An 18481-nucleotide genomic window follows, 5' to 3' on the forward strand; every position below is an offset into this window, starting at 1 on the left:
GGATACAGACCGCCCCTGAGGCGTTACTCCCACCATGACTTGGCAGACCCAACGCCTTCCCAATGACCATCCTCCTGTCAAAAGCGGGACGATAGGTGTTTTGCTCGTCAATCTCGGAACGCCGGATGGCCCCGATCCCAAATCGGTAAAGAAATACCTCAAGCAGTTTCTGTCTGATCCGCGGGTCATTGAAATTCCGAAGATCGCTTGGCAGCCGATCCTGCGCGGGATCATTTTGAACACGCGGCCCAAGAAAAGCTCCGTGGCTTACACGAAGATTTGGACCGAGCGGGGATCGCCGCTGGCCGATATCACCGCGCGCCAGGCCGAAGCGATTGCCGGCGATCTGGGCGAGAACATCTTGGTGGATTACGCCATGCGGTACGGCTCACCTTCGATTGAACAGCGTCTCGGCGAGCTGACGGAAAAAGGCTGCGACCGGATTTTGATCGCACCGATGTATCCGCAATATTGTGCTGCGACTACAGCCACTGTTTTTGATGAGGTTGCGCGCGTGCTTGGCGAAATGCGCTGGCAACCCGCTCTTCGCTTTGCACCGCCTTATCACGACGATCCAGCCTATCTGGATGCTCTGGCAAATGATCTGTCGCGCCAAGTCAGTGGACTGTCTTTCCGGCCCGAAGTCATGCTGCTTAGCTTTCACGGAATGCCGCAGCGGACGTTGGAGCAAGGTGATCCCTATCATTGCCATTGCCATAAAACGTCGCGGCTCTTGCAGGAACGGCTGGCAAATCGCTCCGAATTTGAAGGCGTGCGGTTTGAAACCACGTTTCAATCCCGCTTTGGTCCTGCGCAATGGCTGGAACCGGCAACGGACGACACTTTGATCGCGGAAGGCGAAAAGGGCACCAAACGCCTTGTCGTCGCAGCGCCCGGTTTCGCGGCCGATTGTGTCGAGACGCTTGAAGAACTTGCGCTGGAAGGCCGCGACGAATTTGTCGAGGCGGGCGGGGAAGAATATGCGGTGCTCGATTGCCTTAATGTCAGCGCCAGCGGAGTGGAGATGCTTGATACTATGATCCGCCGAGAGCTTTCTGGCTGGATTTGATTCAGCATTTGCCGTAAATCAGTTGTAAATCCGAACTGGATACGGACCCCTATTGTTATGGCTACGCTCGCAAAAACTGACTCCGCAGAACCGACCTTCGACCATTGGAGCGAGGGGGTTCCCCCTGAAGAAGCTATCGCGCATATTCCGGGCGAAGCGGGTTGGCCGGTTATCGGCAACACATTCACGCAGCTGGCTGATCCGCATGCGTTCACACAGCGCATGATCGAGACTTACGGCAAGGTCTACAAAACCTACGCCTTTGGTGGTTGGAACGTTGCGCTGATCGGCGCAGAGGCCAACGAGCTGGTGCTGTTTAACAAAGAGAAGATTTTCTCCAGCGAGCAGGGCTGGGGACCGGTGCTGGATCAATTGTTCCCGCGCGGTCTGATGCTGATGGATTTCGATCATCACCGGATTGATCGACGCGCGCTTTCGATCGCTTTCAAACCTGGCCCGATGCGGCACTATGCGGGCGCACTGAATAGCGGGATCGCCCGCGAAGTGGCGGGTTGGGAAGGGCCGATGGAATTCTATCCGGCTATCAAGAAACTTACGCTCGATCTTGCGGCTGACAGTTTCATCGGCATTCCTTGGGGGCCAGAGGCTGATAAGATAAACACTGCCTTCGTTGACATGGTGCAGGCTTCGGTTGCGCCGGTGCGTAAGCCATTGCCGTTCACAAAAATGAAGCGCGGGGTCGACGGGCGTAAATTTCTGGTCGATTACTTTACGACCGAAACGCAGAAACGGCGCGAGCAAGGCGGCGGGCAGGATATGTTCAGCCAGTTTGCGACCGCGACGCGAGACGATGGTTCGCTATTGCCGGTCGACGAAGTGGTCGACCACATGAATTTCCTCATGATGGCCGCGCATGACACTATTACGTCGAGCGCAACCTCGCTTATCTATCACCTTGCGGCGAACCCGCAGTGGCAAGAGAAGCTTCGCGAGGAAATTCTCGCAGTGACCGGCGGACCTGATGGCTCCGGCAATGCGCGAGGGCTCGACTATGATGACCTCGGCAAGCTTGAACTGACTGAAATGGCGTTCAAAGAATCGCTACGGATGGTGCCACCGGTTCCATCGATGCCGCGCCGCGCGCTCAAAGAATTTGAATTTGGCGGGTATAAAATCCCCGCTGGTCAGATGGTGGGCATCAACATCCACTGGACCCATTACTCGGAAGAGTATTGGGACAATCCGCAAGCATTCGATCCGATGCGCTTTACGCCTGATCTGGTGAAGGCACGTCACAAATATGCTTGGGTGCCGTTTGGCGGCGGCGCGCATATGTGTCTCGGTCTGCACTTTGCCTATATGCAGATCAAAGTCCTGATGGTGCAGATATTGCAGCGCTACCGGATCGAAATCAGCGAAGGTTATGATCCCGAATGGCAGGCTTGGCCGATCCCTCAGCCCAAAGACGGGTTGAAGGTGAATTTCAGAAAAATCTAAAAATCCCAGGCGATGCCTTCACGTTCCCAATCGCCATAGCGGGTGGGGGATAGCTCGCGCGGTTCATCCTTTAGCGGATCGACCGCTTTCGGCTTTGGCGGCGGATCATTTGTCCAATGCGCGGGCTTTTCAAAGTTCTTGGCGGCTTCTGATTTCTGTTTTGTCATGTCACCCTATTAATGCGCGGGCCGGTGGTTGGTTTCAACTGGCGCCCCGCTTCAATATCTCTATGAGCACCTGACATGGCTGTTGCTCCTGGTTTTCCCGCGCGCCGCGCTGCGCTCAAAATGCTCGATGCTGTCATGCGTCGGGGCGAGACACTCGAACAGGCAGAGGCTGCTGCACTGAAAGGCGTTGATAGCCCCGCAGACCGCGCATTGGCGCGCGCTATCGTTGGCGAGACCTTGCGATGGCTCACTGATCTTGACCTGTTGATCGACAGTTCAACCAAGAAACGCCTGCCCGATGATGCCAAGCCGCGCGGCGTTCTCCGACTTATGCTGGCGCAGGCGCTGCGCCTCGACACACCGCCGCATGCAGTGATCGCGACATGCCTGCCGTTGCTGACCGGCGGCCCTCGCAGGCTCGCGCATGGCGTATTTTCGACTTTGATGAAACGCGAAGTGTCGCTGCCCGACGTGCCGACCATGAGCGACGCGGTGCTGACCCGCTGGGGTAAGCGCGCCGAGGCAATTGCGCCCGGTCTTATCGATCCGCCGGAGGTTGATCTCGCGCTGAAAAACCCGGACGAAACCGACGCCCGCACGCTGGATATGGGCGGGGTCAGCCTTGCTGCGGGCCATATCCGATTGCCGCGAGGCACACCGATTGAGAAAATGCCCGGCTTTGATGAAGGCGCGTGGTGGGTGCAGGATTTTGCCGCACAATTGCCATCACGTTTGCTTGGCAGTGGGACGGGTAAACGGGCGCTAGACTTGTGCGCGGCGCCGGGCGGAAAGACGCTGTCGCTCGCGGCGCGTGGCTGGACGGTCACCGCGCTCGACATCAACGGCAAACGGCTTGAGATGCTGCGCGAAAATCTGAAGCGGACAGGGATCGAAGCCGAGATTGTGAAGGCGGATGCGCTAACTTATCATCCCGCCAAGCAATTCGACGCAATCCTGCTTGATGCGCCTTGTACTGCAACCGGTACCTGCCGCCGTCATCCCGATGTGCTGCACCGGATTGGCCCGCGCCAGATTGGCGAGATGACCGAGATCCAGCAATCACTGATCCATCAAGCGGTCGAATGGCTGCCGAGCGGCGCAACGTTCATTTACGCGGTGTGCTCGCTCGAAACCGAAGAGAGCGAGGATCAGGCGCGTTGGATCGAGGAAACGTTCGATCTGGAGCCGATGCCAATCGCAGCGGATGAACTGCCCGCCGGCTTGCTACCGACAATGGAAGGCTGGCTGCGCACGCATCCCGGCATGCTGGCGGATCAAGGCGGTCTCGACGGATTCTTTATCGCGCGGTGGCGAAAGCCCTAACGGCGTAAGGTTAGCTTCGCGCAGGCTTTGCCCAACTGGTTGAGCGTCAACACGGTCTCGACTTCGCCGTGCTCGCGTACGTCCAACCGAAACGGTGTGCCCAATTCAACATAGCGGTTTAGCTCCATTTCGCCGCCTGTCACCGCAACATTGGGATCATCTGTCAGGAGGCAAAGCGCCTGACGCGCGACCTCGATCATATGAACCGAATTCACGTGATCACCGGATCCGCCTAGCATCGGATTGGCGGGCGGAAGCCCGTTTTCTGGTGTGATCAGTGCATCGACATATTGATTGTCTTCAACCTGAAGCGAGCTGACCAAGGCGTGTTCTTGCGGACCGATACCCAGCCGTGCGCGCTGGGCAAACTCAATGGAGTGTTTCACCGATTGCGATTGGGCCTGCGATTTGGCCTTACCGCGCCATTCTTCGAAATTGCGATTGCGAAAGACGACACCGCGGCCTCGCATATCGGCGATGATACGGTCGTCTTTGTCGTAAAGAGTGACAGCATAGTGCTCGCCGTCGCCGGACGTTTCGCGTTTATAGAGGCCGCGTGTGGCCATTCCGGCATCCATGCTGCCGCAGGTCCATTCGGTCCATGTCAGCGCCGACCATTGGCCTTCCTCCATACCGCCTAGGGCCATAATCGCGCCGACGCTGGTCCAGAAATTCTGTGCCTGAATAGTGATTGGATGGCGTGGGCCAAGAGTGAGCCACGGCCATGCATCCGTGTCTTGCGAACAGTCGAAAGCGACTGATCCGTCCGCACGGACATCGTGACCGCTGGTATACGACCTGCTGAATTGCCGAGCCATTGCCGCTCCTCATGCCGCCGGAGCGCTAAGCCTTCACATATTTCTGGAAGCTCTTGCGCAGCTTCATGATCTTGGGAGGGATCACCGCCTGACAATAGGGATTGCGCTGGCCTTCGCCTTCCCAATATTCCTGATGATAATCCTCCGCCGGATACCATGGCTTGGACTGCGCATCGCCCACTAGGCCTTCGATCGTCGTGACTGCCATCTTGCCATTTTCGGCGTTCCAACGCCCAATCGCAGCTTCGGCTTCTTCGCCTTGTGCAGAGGAAAGCGGGAAGATGGCAGAACGGTATTGCGTACCGACATCGCCGCCCTGACGGTTCAACTGGGTCGGATCATGCGTCCCCAGAAACACGTCGTAGATTTCAGGCAGGTTGATCGCCGCAGGATCAAAGGTAACGCGGATACCCTCTGCGTGGCCGGTGGTCCCGGTGCAGACTTCTTTGTAGGTCGGGTCAGCTTTATCGCCGCCGATGTAGCCGCTTTCGACTTCAGTCACGCCGATCACATCTTTGAACACCGCTTCGGTGCACCAGAAGCATCCGCCTGCAATGATTGCCTGTTCCATGTCTTCATGTCTCCTATTCGATGAATGACATAAGATCGCCGACGGGATTTGCCAGTGGCTTGGCCGTCTGACTTGTCATTATCGCGCCCTTGCGTCAGGAGATGCGAGCAAATTGTTTCCATTGAGAGGACCCTATCCGATGAAACCGCTTTATCTCGCTTCATTTACCACAATCGCCGGTGCCGTTTTGACCGTTGGCGCGCCTGTGGCTGCAGACGATCACTCTGCCACTGCGCCAGCGCTTGAAGAAGTGCTTGCCCATGAACGCCGCGATGGTGATCGCGCCCGCGATCAATACCGCAACCCAGCCGAAACGCTGGCGTTCTTCCAAATCGAGCCAAACATGACCGTGGCCGAATATGGCCCGGGCGGCGGTTGGTACACCCGCGTGCTTGCGCCGTATCTGATGCCTTCCGGCAAATACATCGCTTTCAATCAGGACAGCGACGGCCGCACCTACCGCAACCGCGCTCAGGAAGCGCGTTCGAAGGGCTGGACCGAAGCATTCAAGAACGGCCTCGCCGAAGGCATGGACATCAGCGCCGATGATGTAACTGCATTTGAAACCGATGAGATGCCTGAAGACGCAGCCGGCACAGTCGATCGTGTAGTAATCTTCCGATCGATGCACGGCCTCAACATCGGCAACCGCGCCGACGATGTGCTGAAGGCTACGCGCATGATGCTGAAAGATGATGGCATGGTTGGTGTGGTGCAGCACCGCGCACCGAATGGTGCGAGCTACAACGATTATGGCGCACGTCAGCGCGGCTATATGCGCAAGCAGGACGTGATTGCCATTTTCGAAGCAAACGGTTTTGAACTTGCCGCCGAGAGCGAGGTCAACGCCAACTCAAAAGACCCTGCCAATTGGGAACGCGGTGTTTGGACGCTTCCTCCGGTTCTTGCGACCGGTCAGGATGATCCGAAGCGCAGTCAATATCAGGCCATCGGCGAAAGCGACCGTATGACGCTCTTGTTCCGAAAGGCAGACTAACCGCTCAAGGGAGAGAGCAAATGAAGCATATTCTGATGGCCGCTGCTGCGGTGCTTACCGTTAGCGCTTGCGCGCCGGAGGCCGATGAAACGGGACCAGCCGAAGCAAGTGTAGAGAACACGAAACTGACCGAGGTTCTGGCTGATGCTCGGCGCGATGAAGATCGTGCACGGGATGAATTCCGTAATCCGGCTGAAACGCTCGCATTCTTTCAGGTTGAGCCAAGCCACACGGTCATCGAATATGCTCCGGGCGGCGGCTGGTACACACGTGTCCTCGCGCCCTACGTGAGCGAAGAAGGCAGCTATGTTGCTGTCAGTTTCCCTCCAGAAGCGGCCAGTTCTTTGGGTGACGAGTTTGTCGAACGGGTGCGCGGCTTCTCCGCAACCTTTTCGGCAGATCAGTCGGAGTCGACCGGTCTCCCCGCAGAGGCTCTGCCGTTCCATTTCGGCAATGCCATTCCCGAAGAACTGAACGGCACTGTCGACCGGGTTTTGATGATCCGTATGATGCACAATTTGATCCGTTGGGGCGTCGCCGATAGCGAGGTCGAAGCGCTTCACGCGGCGCTGAAGCCGGGCGGCATGCTCGGCGTGGTTCAGCACCGTGCAAAAGCCGATGCTTCTGATGAGTATGTTGACGGAAACATGGGTTATCTGAAGCAGGCAGAGCTCGTCGCCTATTTCGAAGGCAAAGGCTTCGAATTGGTCGATACGTCCGAGATCAACGCCAATGCGAATGACACCGCGGGCTACGAGAACGGTGTATGGACCCTCCCGCCAAGCTACGCGAAGGGTGACGAGGATCGCGAAACATACGCGGCAATAGGCGAAAGCGACCGCATGACGCTTCTTTTCCAAAAGCCGGAATAAGCTTAAGGGGCGGCGCATGACGAAACTCACTGTTGCCGCCCTCCAGCTTGCGCTGGGCAAAGACGATGAAGCTGCCAACATCGCAGCGGTCAGTGCGCTTGTTGAGCAGGCCGCTGCTGGCGGTGCGAAGCTGATCCTGCCGCCGGAGCTTTTTTCTGGCCCTTATTTCTGCCGTGAGGAAGACGAGGCTCTGTTTGCGCTCGCTCGCCCTACTGCCGAGCATCCCAGCGTTATCGCAATGCAGGCACTCGCTGCAAAACTGAACGTTTCGATCCCGACCAGCTTCTTTGAGCGTGATGGACACCACTATTACAATTCGCTCGCTATGATCGGACCAGATGGCGGTATCACGGGCACTTACCGCAAAAGCCATATTCCCGACGGTCCGGGCTACGAGGAAAAGTTCTATTTCCGTCCCGGCAATGACGGTTTCAAGGTATGGGATATTGCCCGTGATGACGGCAAACCTGTCCGCATCGGCGTCGGCATTTGCTGGGATCAATGGTATCCCGAATGTGCGCGCGTGATGGCTCTTAAGGGAGCTGAACTGCTGCTCTATCCCACTGCAATCGGGTCAGAGCCGTACGATGCTGATCTCGACACCAGCCGGATGTGGCGCCGCGCGATGATCGGTCATGCGGTTTCAAATTGTATGCCTGTTCTGGCAAGCAACCGGATCGGCGCAGAGGGGCCATCAGGCGCACAAAGTTTCTACGGGCATTCCTTCATTGCGGACGAATGGGGCGATCTGGTGGAAGAATTTGGCGCTGCGGAAGAGGGCGTTTTGATTGCTACGCTCGATTTGGCGCAAGCAGCAAAACACCGCGCAGGCATGGGCTTTTTCCGAGATCGCCGCCCGCAGCTTTATGGCCGGATTGCAGAAGACATTTGAGCAGTTCCTATCTTATCGCGCTGGGTTCGAATCGCAGGCACCATCTATACGGCCGTCCGCGTGATGTGCTGCGCGCAGCGATGGAGGAATTGTCTGCGCTCGGCACTGTGACACGGCGGGCACCGGTGATCGATAGCGCTCCTATGGGTCCGGCCCAGCGGCAGTTCGCCAACGGCGCGATTGTTCTGGATAGCGAGTATGATCCGCCCGCGTTGCTCGCAGGGCTTAAGCGGATGGAGCGTCAGTTCGGCAGACGCAAAGGGCGCCGTTGGGGCGACCGCGTGCTTGATCTCGACATTGTGCTGTGGAGCGGGGGCGAATGGCAGGCCGACGATCTCTTGATCCCGCATGTTGATTTTCGGGTGCGTGACTTCGTTCTCAGCCCCGCAGGAGCAATCGCAGGTGATTGGCGCGATCCGTTGAGCGGCTTGAGCATCAGGCAGATCGCAGCGCGCGTTTAACCACTCCAGAACGACGAACGCCCGAATGCGCATGGCATCCGGGCGTTTGTAAATTTCAATGCTTGGCTTGCTTATGCAGCAGCGGCGCCTTTGATTTTGCGACGGCGGCGGCCAAAGCCGAGCGCTGCGAGAGCCAGGGCCAGAAGGCCAACGATGCCAGGAGCCGGAACGTCGACAACGCGGTAGTCGCCAACTTTTTTAACGTAGTCACCTGCAATGACAGGATCACCCCACCAAGACCAAAGGTTGATCTTACCGTTGCTGGTCGTTTTCATCATCCACGGGTGGAAGCGGCTGCCGTTTTCACGCGTGGGCGTGTAATCGGTGCCGCGAATGTTGCGGGTGCCGGACATGTCAGTCAACGTGTAGCTGAAGTTAGGGTTCGCGCCGCCTTGGAAGTTAGCGAATTCCGGGCTGGTGAAGGAAACATCGATCTTGCTTCCTTTCCATGTGCCGACCTGTGTTTCGGTGTCGATGGTAAGAACGTCACCATTGGTCATTTCGTATTCGAAAATCGCTGCCGAAGCAGGCGTCGCAACAGCCATAGTGCTGGCTGCCAGTGCAATTGCCGCGGTTTTGTGAAACTTGCTCATTGCTATTCCCCGTTAGTCTTACGTCTGTAATTACTGTTTGCATGGCCCGGCCTGTTGGCGAGCTCCGTCCCAGAAGGTTAAGCAATTCATGTGCCAAAACCTCAGAAACGGCGGAAAACCTGACCAGGCAAAGGTTAATGCGCAGGAGCGGTTCGGGCTAACTGTAAGAAATCCTGACGGTTAATTGGCGCGAACGGCCTGTTAAGCATCTTGGAGTAAATGCGGGGGCCATGACCAAGCTTCGCAAGACCTCCACCCGCTCAATGATGCCCGCTGCCGCACTCGCGCTTGTTACGATGCCGTTTTTGGCTGCATGTGACACCGCACCCGCCGATCCGATGGCCGCTGCGCAAGCTGCTCTGGCTGATGGCACGCCGAGGATTGCGCTGGAATATGTGAACGCGGCGCTGAGCGCTGATCCGGACAACGCCGAACTGCGTATGATGGCTGGTGACCTCGCTCTCGCTGTCGGCAATCCTGACCGCGCCGTCACAGAGTTTGAAGCGATCGTGGGTGGACCGAATTCCAGCAGTCTGGCTCAGGCCAAGCTGGCAGAAGCCTATCTGCTCGGCAATTATATGGGGGCTGCACGAGAAGCGCTCGAAACGCTCGAATACGATGTGCCGATGGCGTATACCGCAGCAATCGGGATCGCGATGGCCGATGGCGATATGCCTTTGGCTTCATCACAGCTTGATAAGGGTTTGGAGAAATTTCCGGATGATCCGCGCTTAGTTACGATAGATGCCGAGCGTCTTATGGCAGCAGCCCAATCAAAGGCTGCTCTTGAACGGCTTGCGCCTGTTCTTTTAATCGAGCCAGCTGTGCCTCAGGCGCATATGTTAGCCGGACAGATCGCGTTGGCCGATCGGGCGCTGGATACGGCATCCAAGCGTTTTGAAACGGTACTGAGCGTCCACCCGGCGCATCAAACAGCGATGCTGGGTATGGCTGCCATCGCTCGTGACAAAGGTGACAAACAAAAAGCGGCCGACTGGATCCAGAAGACCGGCGGAAGCGGGACGACGCATCCCATCGGCGTTCTTTTCCTCGCGCAAATGTCTTTCAATGACGGTGATATGCAAGGGGCATTTGAACTGATCGAGACTGTTCCTGCGGCAATTGCCGCCGAACCGGCCTTCACCCGCCTTCGCGGCTTTATCGATGCCGCACGAGGTCAGCATGGGTCAGCGATTCTTGCGCTTGATGGATATGCGGAAGATCACCCAAGTGACTTGATGGCTCAGCGCGTTCTGGCGCAAAGTTTTGCTGAGGAGGGCGAATTCGCCAACGCTTGGAACACGATCTCTCGCGTGGTCGATCATCCTCAGGCTGATGGCGGCACCCTGCTGCTTGCGTTGAGGCTTGCAGAGGAAACCGGCCAGAGTGACGCGGCAAAGATCCGCACTTTGATCGCGAAACGTGATGCGGCGCCGGATTTGTCCGAGGCCATGCTTGATGCTGGTAGGGCAATCCGTACCGGCGATTGGGCAAAAGCCGATTCGATATATGCGCCGCTGATTGACGGGTCAGGTAAAAACGACCCTGCTTTGCTCAACAACGCGGCGGCTGTGAAAACGAAATTGGGCGAGCACGATGCAGCTGTTTCACTTGCGCGGCGCGCTCTGGCTCAGGCTCCGCAAAGCCCGCAGGTTCTCGATACGCTGGGATGGGCGTTGTGGCAGAAAGGCGGTGCAAAAGCGGAAGCGCGCGCGCTGTTGACCAAAGCCCGCCAAGGCGCGCCGAATAATGGCGAAATAGCGGCCCATTGGACTGCCGCGCATGCTGACAATTGACCGGTTTGAAAATTTCATAAGCCATATTGACGCGTAACGCTTGACCCATAGCCATGCGCTGACTAGGTGGGCGCTCTTTCGGCACGTACCAACCTCGTCGAAGACCCCGTGGGGGCCCTTAGCTCAGTTGGTAGAGCAACTGACTTTTAATCAGTAGGTCGCTGGTTCGAACCCAGCAGGGCTCACCACCTATTCCAAACAAACCATCGGATGCGTGGTGTCCGTTTAGAGGGGTGAATTTGTGCCAGCAATTCCGGGGCTTTGCGCTGGTCGAAATCGGTGGTTGAGTAATCGGAGACGCACCGACCTACCAATTCTCGCTGTAATTGCGCGAAGTTCTCCGCGGTCGATTTGGTGACCTACCGCTCGGAATTCAGGAGTTTGAGAAGCCGAGCGCCGCGCGTTGATCGGCGAAATGGATTGGCATGTCACCCATACGCCAGAGGCTACGGGCGCTTAGGTTTTTGGGCTGTGTGCCCTTAAGAATGCTTCGAATGATCGTGGGATCGAGATAGCTCAGTCGAGCGAGGCGCTGGAGATGTCGTAGCTTAGTGGTCTTGCTCGACTGGACCGCCTCTTCGTCCATTTCCTGAAGTTCATCCCTTGCAGCAAAGGCGCGTCCAAGAAGTTCGACCAGGCGGTTATTTCTTACCGCGCGATTTGGTTCTGATGGCTGCAATCGCATGCGCGCCTCGTGACCGTAATTTTGTCGATCGAGCCTGATCCTGAATTTCGCTTCGAATGATGCAGTCACTTCCGAATCATTGAGCTCAAGTGCGGTAGCTGGCTCAAAAGATCCATTGATCTCGTTCTCGTTGACTACAACGCGAAGAGCTAGTCGGTTCAGGACTTCGCTGGCCTTGCTAGCGGGTAGATGTTCAACGTCGGCAGCTAGCCGCTCCGTTGTCTCAAAGACCCTCTTTTTCTCATCGGCCGATCTCGACGCAGCTAGTCTCTGAATGTTGGCGTTGGCCCGCAACCATTTCGCTATTGCACGCCGGATCGATTGCTCAATCTCACTGGCCGGTAGTCTCAGCGCTGGTGCTTCGTCGTCGTCATTCATGTTTGAGGCATAGTAAGTGTAGCGCCGACCGTGGTTCTTGGTGTGGGTGGGAGACATGGGACGAGCGCGATCATCGCGGATCATTCCAGCAAGCAATGCGACGCGGCGCTGGTTCCCGGCGGCCGATCCAGGCGACGTTCTTTCTTTCAGCTTGGTTTGAACTGCATCGAAGGTTTCGCGATCAACGATGGCTTCGTGCAGTCCTGGGTAGGTCTTTTCTTTGTGGCGCACTTCGCCGACATAGATCGGATTGGATAGCAGATATTTGAGAGCGCCACGCTTGATAGGAACACCTCCACTGACATTGCCCCGTTTCGATGTGCGCCTCTTGCTCACGATCCCATCGCGAGCAAGCTCCTGGACGAGCGCTTTGATAGAATCCGCTTCGAGATAGCGCTGCATGATCTTGCGGACTGTTCCGGCCTCTTTGTGAATGACAACAAGCTTCCGATCCACTGCATCATAGCCCATTGGCACTCCGCCTCCCATCCACATGCCCTTGGCTTTTGAAGCCGCGATCTTGTCTCGGATGCGCTCCGCACCAACTTCCCGCTCGAACTGGGCAAAGGAGAGAAGGACGTTGAGCGTAAGTCGCCCCATCGAGCTGGTGGTCGAGAATGCTTGAGTGACGCTCACGAAGGACGCTTCAGCCTCGTCCAGCACATCCACAATCTTCGCAAAGTCCGCGAGGCTGCGAGTAAGGCGGTCAATCTTGTAGACGACTACCACATCGACCTTACCTGCCTCCACGTCAGTGAGCAGATGCTGCAAAGCTGGGCGTTCCAAAGTCCCGCCCGAATGACCACCATCGTCATAGAGCTCCGGCAGCAATGTCCAGCCTTCGTGCTGCTGGCTTTGTACATAGGCTGCACATGCTTCGCGCTGTGCATCGAGGCTGTTGAAGTCCTTGTCCAAACCCTCATCGGTCGACTTGCGCGTGTAGATCGCGCAGCGCAGCTTTTTGTCGGTCTTAGCCATTGGCTGCGACCTTTAGCTCGCCCAGCCGTGAGCTGTTCAGCCCAAAAAATCTTGGCCCAGACCATTTGGCTCCGGTGATATGGCTTGCGACCGCACTGAGCGAGCCGAAGGTATGACCTCGGTATTCGCAACCGCTTTCCAACACGACGACTTCATGGACTTCGCCGTGCCATGTTCTTGAGAGCCATGTGCCCGGCTTCGCTTCGGTAGAGACGCGACCTTCTTTGCGGCTTAGGTCCTTGCTACCCAGTGCGCCGAGCTGTCGAAGCTCTGCTCTGTTCAGTTTGCCAGCTTCTGGCTCTTGGTAGTGAGCGGCCAATGCGCGAAGCGTCAGAGCCAATCCTAACGCTGGCGGTGCTGGCGTCCCGTATGCGTTGCGCCACGCCAACCGCAGCTCAGCAGGCGACATCTCTTTAAGCGCGGCGATCTTCTCTTCGATATCCATGAGACCATGGATGCTCGAATACCCGCACTAGTCGAGTGGTTTCTGGCAGGTTTCAGTCTTTGCTGTGGACTTGCTATCACGTTCGAGCACTACGGTGCTCATGGACGAAATCGACCGCGAACTGATCAACCTTCTGTCCACTAAGATCGGCATGCTCATGGAGGATCACGCGACAATCGCGCTTACTGCGGGATCGCTACCTACCGATCAACAAAAGGCCGCGATTGATGCGCTCGCCGTTGCTTCAACGAAGATCACGAACCTAGCGGCAGCAGCTCAGTCCGTCGCGGAATGACTGCTATGCGCCCCACTCCGGTCATTGGAATGCATCCTGCGGTCCCCCAGTTGCGGACATTAGTTTTCTTAGTCTGATCTGCATCGCCTTACTTTCGAGACAGCCGATTTGGCAGGTGGCCTAATGGCGGTCCCTTCAATTCATAACGCTTACACAAAAATGCATCCAGTTCAGTCAACTGTGAGCGTTAGGCTTGTCTGGAATTCCAGGCGATCTATCTACGGTCAGTAATTAGGCCGGATCTTGTGAGCGAATAGGTGAGCGAAGACAAAGACTATGTTTCTAATGCTCGCGCGGCCTTGGCCACGGGTGAACTGCTGTCTCATTTGGCAGAAGTGCCTTATGGTGAGGTTGAATATGTTGCTTCCGCGCTAGTGAGCCTTGTCCTGGATGGTGAGTTGGACCTCACCTCCGAGTTAAGTGAGAGCACTCTCTCTGGGCTGACACAGGCAACGTCACCTCGGATTCAGCGAGTCCTAGCAGAGGTATTGCCGAAGATTGATTGTGAGCCATACGTGGCAATAGACATCAGTCATGCGCTGATAGATTTGTGCGAACAGCCGGGATCAGAGCACACTGCCATCTCGATGTTCGAGAAATGGCTAGAGCTTCACACCTCCAAAAGCTCAGAAGTCCTCGCCGCTTTGGAGTCCGACTCGCGCGATAGCCCACTCCTGCTAGGCACTTTGTTGGCACTCGCTAAGGTGGATCCTGATGAAGCGGTGAGTCGATCTCTCGCTATCTGCGATGACCAGCGTCCTGTCATGCGCCGCCACGCAGTAATGGCGCTTGGCTATATGGAGCTCGGCGGAGAGCACCTGCAATCGGCCAATAGCTTTCTTGCGAAGCGCTCTGGACCCGCATCTTTGAAAATTGATCGCGTGAATGCCATCAGCGCTATTCATCGGCGTTTGCAGGGCATCGAACACCCAAAAGATAAGCCCCCGCAATTGTTTGAGGCCCTACAAACAGCGTGCAACAACCCGCCGCCTGCGGTTCTCAACGAGCTTGTCCATGGGCTGATACTTGAAAAGATCAAGCATCCCACCTCTCTCAAAGAGAACATCTTCGCCCTCATGCCCAATGTTCAGGCGGATCAGGCGCAAACCATCGATCTGATCGACTTGGTACTCTACGGGCTTGATCTTGATGCTGAGCGTGACTTGGTGTTGCGCGTCATCAAGGGGATGCTGACCGGCGACCCGCAGGCTATCGCAATTGATGCACTTGATTCAACGAAGCACAAGTTGGCAGCGGATTCTCCGAGTGTTCTTGGCTGGTATATCGTCGAGCTTCTGCTTGATGGACGACAGAATTTGGGCGAAGCGGCGTCAAGAGTTTTCCCTCCCCTTGATGTTAAGCTCTATCCCTTCGACTTAGCGCCGCATGACCTTTCGGAGGATGAGCTCTTCTATCTCGCTCGGAAGGTATTTGCGTATTTGATGCTAGATCGCGGTCCAGCGGTCTCGCTGCTCGCGGCGTGCCTCAAACTCCTTTCAGGAGACGCGCTCAAGGCAATGGAAGACGAGATTGCCTCATTCTGGCTTGGGAATTACCCAGGCGACATCGCCTTGTTTGAGAGCGGGCTAGACACTTCACCGGAATTGAAGCCGTCAGTGAAGCGGCTCAAGAAGGCGAGAGATGCATACCTGAAGTGCCTTTCTGATAGTCCGAGAAATGACGCCTTCAAGCCGTCACCACCTGAACGTCAAGCTCAGTGGGATCGCAAGCGCAAAGAGCAGCATGAGATAGCGAAGCATGCGCATAAATCGTCGGTCTTCCTGTCGTTCATTCACACCAAAACGATGCTCTATGGGCGCGGAGCGGTATCATACGTCTATGGGCCAGGGGTGGATGAACCAATCAGGCATGAAATGCTCTACCAATCGCACGAGACTTCGACTCCCATTCCCCGAATGGAAGTTCACTGTCCGGAAAGGCTTGCCTATTTGCGGTTGCGCTTTCGAATGGAGGAGCGGCCCAAATGAAGGCACTCCTCAAACAATACCTAACGTCGCTCAAGGAACGCGATGAGTTGGATGTCATTCTGCCTGACATCCTAAGCGAAGTCGGATTCAACGTGATCTCTCGTCCCAAGAGAGGAACGAAGCAATATGGCGTCGATGTTGCCGCTATCGGCACCTGGCCAAAGACTGGTGGCAAGGCGCTTTTCCTGCTTTCAATCAAATCGGGCGATCTGAAACGCACAGATTGGGATGTCGGGCAGCAGGCACTGCGCCCATCACTCAACGAAATACTCGATTACTACATCCCAAAACACATTCCGAAACGCTACCAGGACCTCCCGGTCGTTATCGCCATGTGTTTTGGCGGCGATATTCATGAGGATATTCGTCCTACGGTCGATAGCTTTGTCGATAAGCATACCGTTGCTCAGCAGATCGAATTCGAGGAGTGGAACGGAGATCACCTTGCAGACCTGATCGCAACGGGACTCTTGCGTGAGAAGATATTCCCGAACGAAGTTCAGTCAAATTTTCGCAAGGCAGTCGCATTTGTTGATGAACCCCAAGTTTGCCTCACACATTTCTATGGCGTCATTGCCGAGCTCGCTTCTCAGGATTTTAAGACAAAGGCCGCCCGCCTAACGGCGGTTCGCCAGATTTACCTCGCTGCGTGGACTATTTTTGTTTGGTGCCGCGATGTGAAAAACCTTGAAGCAGCCTACCTTTGCAGTGAGCTAGCGGTGCTTTGGACATGGCATTTGACCCGTGATCAGTTTGAGAAGCGGTCGAAGGTCGCAAAGGAATTAGAGAGCGCGGTCAATAAGATCATTCAGCTCCAGCGGAGTATAGGCGGGGCTTACCTCGAAGAGCACGTTTATCCTCTAGCTGAGGCCAGAGATGCTCTTGCATCCTCAGTGCCATCCTCTTCGCCGCTGGACGTTAATCTGAAGCTTTTCGATGCGATAGGAAGGGTGGCGCTACACGGGTTCTGGATATTGCTGACGCGAAATCGACTTCCAGACGATACCGCTGATGATGTGCTTCAGCAGTTCAATACGGAGATAGAGCGAGTTGAGCGAACGCTCATCAACATGGTTGAGAACAACCCAGTCTACTTCACCCCGATCAAAGATGACCACGCCATCGAGATCATGCTGGTATGCCTGTTTCTTGCTCAACAGGGTCGCCACGACTTCATTCATAAGTGGGGCGAGCAGATCACTTACGCAACGATCATGGCATACAGGCGTGGTGGGTATTATCCATGCACTTTGCAGGAATACACCGACTTGGCGGAGCACCCCCAGCCATCTGACGAATACCGAAAAGAAGTAACTGCCGGTTCGATCCTCTATCCTACCCTTGCAATCTGGTTGGCGATTGTACGCCACGAGCAAGCCCTCAGCGACCTCGCTGATTTCAGTGCTAAAAACATGGAGCATTGTACTTTTCAGCTGTGGCTTCCTGACGTCGTGACCGAAGAGCACCTCTACAGTAATTCAGCGAGGCATGGCGTTGGCCTTGATGGTTTCGATCTCGAAAATGGGTCGGCGAACGTGATCGAGCTGATCGAGAAGGAAATCGAAGCTAGTCAGGCATTTTACGAACTCTCAGCATCAAAGGCTGACCTATGGCCAATCATTATGATGGCTTGCCGACAGTACCGTCTCCCATTGCCGCCACATTTTTGGACATTGGCTATTACTCAGCCGGAAGAAGCGAATTAGCAGCCCGTGCGTAGCTTGAAAGATATTCGCATTCTCATGCCAACATTGCGCAGGCTTGCTCTTCGTGGTCGGCACTGTGGCGAACTCTCACCGTTCGCCAGTTTCTAGGTATGCCCATCGCTTTCACACAAGTGAGAGATCTCGCGAACGTACTACGTGCGAGTCTCGGCGATATTGACATTGTCGGAATCGACGGCTGGACTGGCGTTGGGAAAACTACGCTTGCAAAGAACTTGGCGAAGGAGATGGGCGGGTCCTTCTATGATCTCGACTGCGCTTTGACACTTAATCAGAACAAGTATGTTTCAGCGTTGCAAACTTCCAAGATTTCGAGAGCGCTTACAGAGCGGCAACGGCCCCTGATGATTGCCGGAATATGCTTACTCGAAGTGCTTGAGATTGTTGGTGCTCATTTAGATGCGCATGTCTATGTAAAGCGCATGTCATCATGGGGGTGGGCGGACGAAGATGAGTTAACGGGCCAATATTTCGAGGTGCCAGGAGCAAGCGGAGAGGCTGTGCGTCGCGAAATGCGCGCCTATCATCGGAAATGGCAACCGCATCTCCTCGCTGACATTGAGTACTATCGAGCCGGCTAGCTTAGATTTGAAGTCTGTATTGGCGCGAAGGTTGCTCAAAGCCGACGTTCAGCTTTCGGCCCACTTCAAGCCATCATCTTACGACGGATTGAGGGGACGAAGCGGAGATAGCTACCGCTCGCCCTGTTGACGCAGGAAAGAGCACAGTGCCTGAGCCAAGAAAGACGCGGACTTTTGCGCGAATCTCGTTCCTACATAGCTTTTAGATTGAGGGTAGATACGGAAAGGGAAGAGACGAGCAGAGTAATCCATGTTGCGCAACAAAATGCTAGACTAGCATTTGGGGCAAGGTTACAACCGCGTCCACTTCCCTTACCATATCAGGCAAAGAATAACATCGGAATACGTGGGCAGTAGCTCTTCGATCCATGCTTATGGTGCCCGAAGCCT

The 18481-nt window shown here is 55.8% G+C and carries 18 protein-coding genes and 1 tRNA gene; 13 read left to right on the top strand and 6 right to left on the bottom strand.

What is annotated here, in order from left to right; translation table 11 throughout:
- Positions 1-34: 34 nt before the first annotated feature.
- Both hemH and KCG46_RS05170 read left to right on the top strand, forming a co-directional pair.
- Complete coding sequence (hemH, locus tag KCG46_RS05165) at positions 35-1069, top strand: ferrochelatase (RefSeq protein ID WP_218404224.1); 1035 nt, start codon at positions 35-37, stop codon at positions 1067-1069.
- Positions 1070-1126: 57 nt separating this feature from the next.
- The gene (locus KCG46_RS05170) at positions 1127-2527 is read left to right on the top strand and encodes a cytochrome P450 (RefSeq protein WP_218404225.1); all 1401 of its coding nucleotides are present in this window, start codon (positions 1127-1129) and stop codon (positions 2525-2527) included.
- Here KCG46_RS05170 and KCG46_RS05175 read toward each other — a convergent pair.
- A complete protein-coding gene (locus KCG46_RS05175; RefSeq protein WP_218404226.1) occupies positions 2524-2694 on the bottom strand; it encodes a DUF1674 domain-containing protein in 171 nt (56 codons plus the stop codon). The two genes, KCG46_RS05170 and KCG46_RS05175, sit on opposite strands and share 4 nt — an antisense overlap.
- A 75-nt stretch (positions 2695-2769) precedes the next feature.
- Here KCG46_RS05175 and KCG46_RS05180 point away from each other — a divergent pair, with 75 nt between their 5' ends.
- Complete coding sequence (locus tag KCG46_RS05180) at positions 2770-4017, top strand: RsmB/NOP family class I SAM-dependent RNA methyltransferase (RefSeq protein WP_218404227.1); 1248 nt, start codon at positions 2770-2772, stop codon at positions 4015-4017.
- Here the strand turns inward: KCG46_RS05180 and KCG46_RS05185 are convergent.
- Both KCG46_RS05185 and msrA read right to left on the bottom strand, forming a co-directional pair.
- On the bottom strand, positions 4014-4835 hold the full coding sequence (locus KCG46_RS05185) for a hypothetical protein (protein WP_218404228.1): 822 nt from the start codon (positions 4833-4835) through the stop codon (positions 4014-4016). The genes KCG46_RS05180 and KCG46_RS05185 overlap by 4 nt on opposite strands.
- Before the next feature lie 25 nt (positions 4836-4860).
- Positions 4861-5406, bottom strand: a complete 546-nt coding sequence (gene msrA, locus KCG46_RS05190) for a peptide-methionine (S)-S-oxide reductase MsrA (protein WP_218404229.1) — start codon at positions 5404-5406, stop codon at positions 4861-4863.
- Positions 5407-5545: 139 nt separating this feature from the next.
- Here msrA and KCG46_RS05195 point away from each other — a divergent pair, with 139 nt between their 5' ends.
- The 4 genes from KCG46_RS05195 to folK are packed head-to-tail and all read left to right on the top strand — an operon-like array spanning position 5546 to position 8628.
- Positions 5546-6403, top strand: coding sequence for a class I SAM-dependent methyltransferase (locus KCG46_RS05195; protein ID WP_218404230.1), 858 nt, complete (start codon positions 5546-5548; stop codon positions 6401-6403).
- Between the two features lie 20 nt (positions 6404-6423).
- Positions 6424-7275 (top strand): class I SAM-dependent methyltransferase, encoded by an 852-nt coding sequence (locus tag KCG46_RS05200; RefSeq protein WP_218404231.1) that lies wholly within the window; start codon positions 6424-6426, stop codon positions 7273-7275.
- A 16-nt stretch (positions 7276-7291) separates the two neighbouring features.
- Positions 7292-8167: an N-carbamoylputrescine amidase gene (gene aguB / locus KCG46_RS05205; protein ID WP_218404232.1), complete on the top strand. Its 876-nt coding sequence runs from the start codon at positions 7292-7294 to the stop codon at positions 8165-8167.
- Complete coding sequence (gene folK / locus KCG46_RS05210; RefSeq protein WP_218404233.1) at positions 8164-8628, top strand: 2-amino-4-hydroxy-6-hydroxymethyldihydropteridine diphosphokinase; 465 nt, start codon at positions 8164-8166, stop codon at positions 8626-8628. The genes aguB and folK overlap by 4 nt, the downstream gene beginning before the upstream one ends.
- 71 nt (positions 8629-8699) lie before the next feature.
- Here folK and KCG46_RS05215 read toward each other — a convergent pair whose 3' ends face one another.
- The gene (locus KCG46_RS05215; RefSeq protein ID WP_218404234.1) at positions 8700-9221 is read right to left on the bottom strand and encodes a PEP-CTERM sorting domain-containing protein; all 522 of its coding nucleotides are present in this window, start codon (positions 9219-9221) and stop codon (positions 8700-8702) included.
- 230 nt (positions 9222-9451) lie between these two features.
- Here KCG46_RS05215 and KCG46_RS05220 point away from each other — a divergent pair, with 230 nt between their 5' ends.
- Together KCG46_RS05220 and KCG46_RS05225 are read left to right on the top strand one after the other, a co-directional pair.
- Complete coding sequence (locus KCG46_RS05220; protein WP_218404235.1) at positions 9452-11017, top strand: tetratricopeptide repeat protein; 1566 nt, start codon at positions 9452-9454, stop codon at positions 11015-11017.
- Positions 11018-11129: 112 nt separating this feature from the next.
- Positions 11130-11205: transfer RNA gene (locus KCG46_RS05225), tRNA-Lys, on the top strand.
- 185 nt (positions 11206-11390) lie between these two features.
- On the opposite strand, the gene KCG46_RS05230 is transcribed toward KCG46_RS05225, so the two are convergent.
- On the bottom strand, positions 11391-13058 hold the full coding sequence (locus KCG46_RS05230; RefSeq protein ID WP_218404236.1) for a recombinase family protein: 1668 nt from the start codon (positions 13056-13058) through the stop codon (positions 11391-11393).
- Complete coding sequence (locus KCG46_RS05235) at positions 13051-13503, bottom strand: DUF2924 domain-containing protein (RefSeq protein ID WP_218404237.1); 453 nt, start codon at positions 13501-13503, stop codon at positions 13051-13053. Before KCG46_RS05235 ends, KCG46_RS05230 begins: the two co-directional genes overlap by 8 nt.
- Before the next feature lie 100 nt (positions 13504-13603).
- Between KCG46_RS05235 and KCG46_RS05240 the strand changes: the two genes are divergently transcribed.
- The 4 genes from KCG46_RS05240 (at position 13604) to KCG46_RS05255 (ending at position 18091) form a co-directional block, all read left to right on the top strand.
- Positions 13604-13798: a hypothetical protein gene (locus KCG46_RS05240; protein WP_218404238.1), complete on the top strand. Its 195-nt coding sequence runs from the start codon at positions 13604-13606 to the stop codon at positions 13796-13798.
- 257 nt (positions 13799-14055) lie between these two features.
- Entirely contained in the window at positions 14056-15786 is a 1731-nt protein-coding gene (locus tag KCG46_RS05245; RefSeq protein ID WP_218404239.1) for a hypothetical protein, read from the top strand.
- A complete protein-coding gene (locus KCG46_RS05250) occupies positions 15783-17492 on the top strand; it encodes a hypothetical protein (protein ID WP_218404240.1) in 1710 nt (569 codons plus the stop codon). The genes KCG46_RS05245 and KCG46_RS05250 overlap by 4 nt, the downstream gene beginning before the upstream one ends.
- 131 nt (positions 17493-17623) lie before the next feature.
- Positions 17624-18091 carry an AAA family ATPase gene (locus tag KCG46_RS05255; RefSeq protein WP_218404241.1) on the top strand — a complete coding sequence of 156 codons (468 nt, stop codon included), beginning with the start codon at positions 17624-17626 and terminating at the stop codon, positions 18089-18091.
- Positions 18092-18481: the final 390 nt, after the last annotated feature.

The organism is Erythrobacter crassostreae (assembly GCF_019204045.1).
In the GTDB taxonomy this organism is placed as follows: Bacteria; Pseudomonadota; Alphaproteobacteria; order Sphingomonadales; family Sphingomonadaceae; genus Erythrobacter; species Erythrobacter crassostreae.

Coding starts and splice junctions, on each gene's coding strand:
- KCG46_RS05195 (WP_218404230.1), top strand. CDS start 5,546: ATGAAACCGCTTTATCTCGCTTCATTTACCACAATCGCCGGTGCCGTT.
- KCG46_RS05220 (WP_218404235.1), top strand. CDS start 9,452: ATGACCAAGCTTCGCAAGACCTCCACCCGCTCAATGATGCCCGCTGCC.
- KCG46_RS05175 (WP_218404226.1), bottom strand. CDS start 2,694: ATGACAAAACAGAAATCAGAAGCCGCCAAGAACTTTGAAAAGCCCGCG.
- KCG46_RS05170 (WP_218404225.1), top strand. CDS start 1,127: ATGGCTACGCTCGCAAAAACTGACTCCGCAGAACCGACCTTCGACCAT.
- msrA (WP_218404229.1), bottom strand. CDS start 5,406: ATGGAACAGGCAATCATTGCAGGCGGATGCTTCTGGTGCACCGAAGCG.
- KCG46_RS05180 (WP_218404227.1), top strand. CDS start 2,770: ATGGCTGTTGCTCCTGGTTTTCCCGCGCGCCGCGCTGCGCTCAAAATG.
- KCG46_RS05230 (WP_218404236.1), bottom strand. CDS start 13,058: ATGGCTAAGACCGACAAAAAGCTGCGCTGCGCGATCTACACGCGCAAG.
- KCG46_RS05200 (WP_218404231.1), top strand. CDS start 6,424: ATGAAGCATATTCTGATGGCCGCTGCTGCGGTGCTTACCGTTAGCGCT.
- KCG46_RS05185 (WP_218404228.1), bottom strand. CDS start 4,835: ATGGCTCGGCAATTCAGCAGGTCGTATACCAGCGGTCACGATGTCCGT.
- KCG46_RS05215 (WP_218404234.1), bottom strand. CDS start 9,221: ATGAGCAAGTTTCACAAAACCGCGGCAATTGCACTGGCAGCCAGCACT.
- KCG46_RS05240 (WP_218404238.1), top strand. CDS start 13,604: ATGGACGAAATCGACCGCGAACTGATCAACCTTCTGTCCACTAAGATC.
- KCG46_RS05235 (WP_218404237.1), bottom strand. CDS start 13,503: ATGGATATCGAAGAGAAGATCGCCGCGCTTAAAGAGATGTCGCCTGCT.
- KCG46_RS05250 (WP_218404240.1), top strand. CDS start 15,783: ATGAAGGCACTCCTCAAACAATACCTAACGTCGCTCAAGGAACGCGAT.
- hemH (WP_218404224.1), top strand. CDS start 35: ATGACTTGGCAGACCCAACGCCTTCCCAATGACCATCCTCCTGTCAAA.
- aguB (WP_218404232.1), top strand. CDS start 7,292: ATGACGAAACTCACTGTTGCCGCCCTCCAGCTTGCGCTGGGCAAAGAC.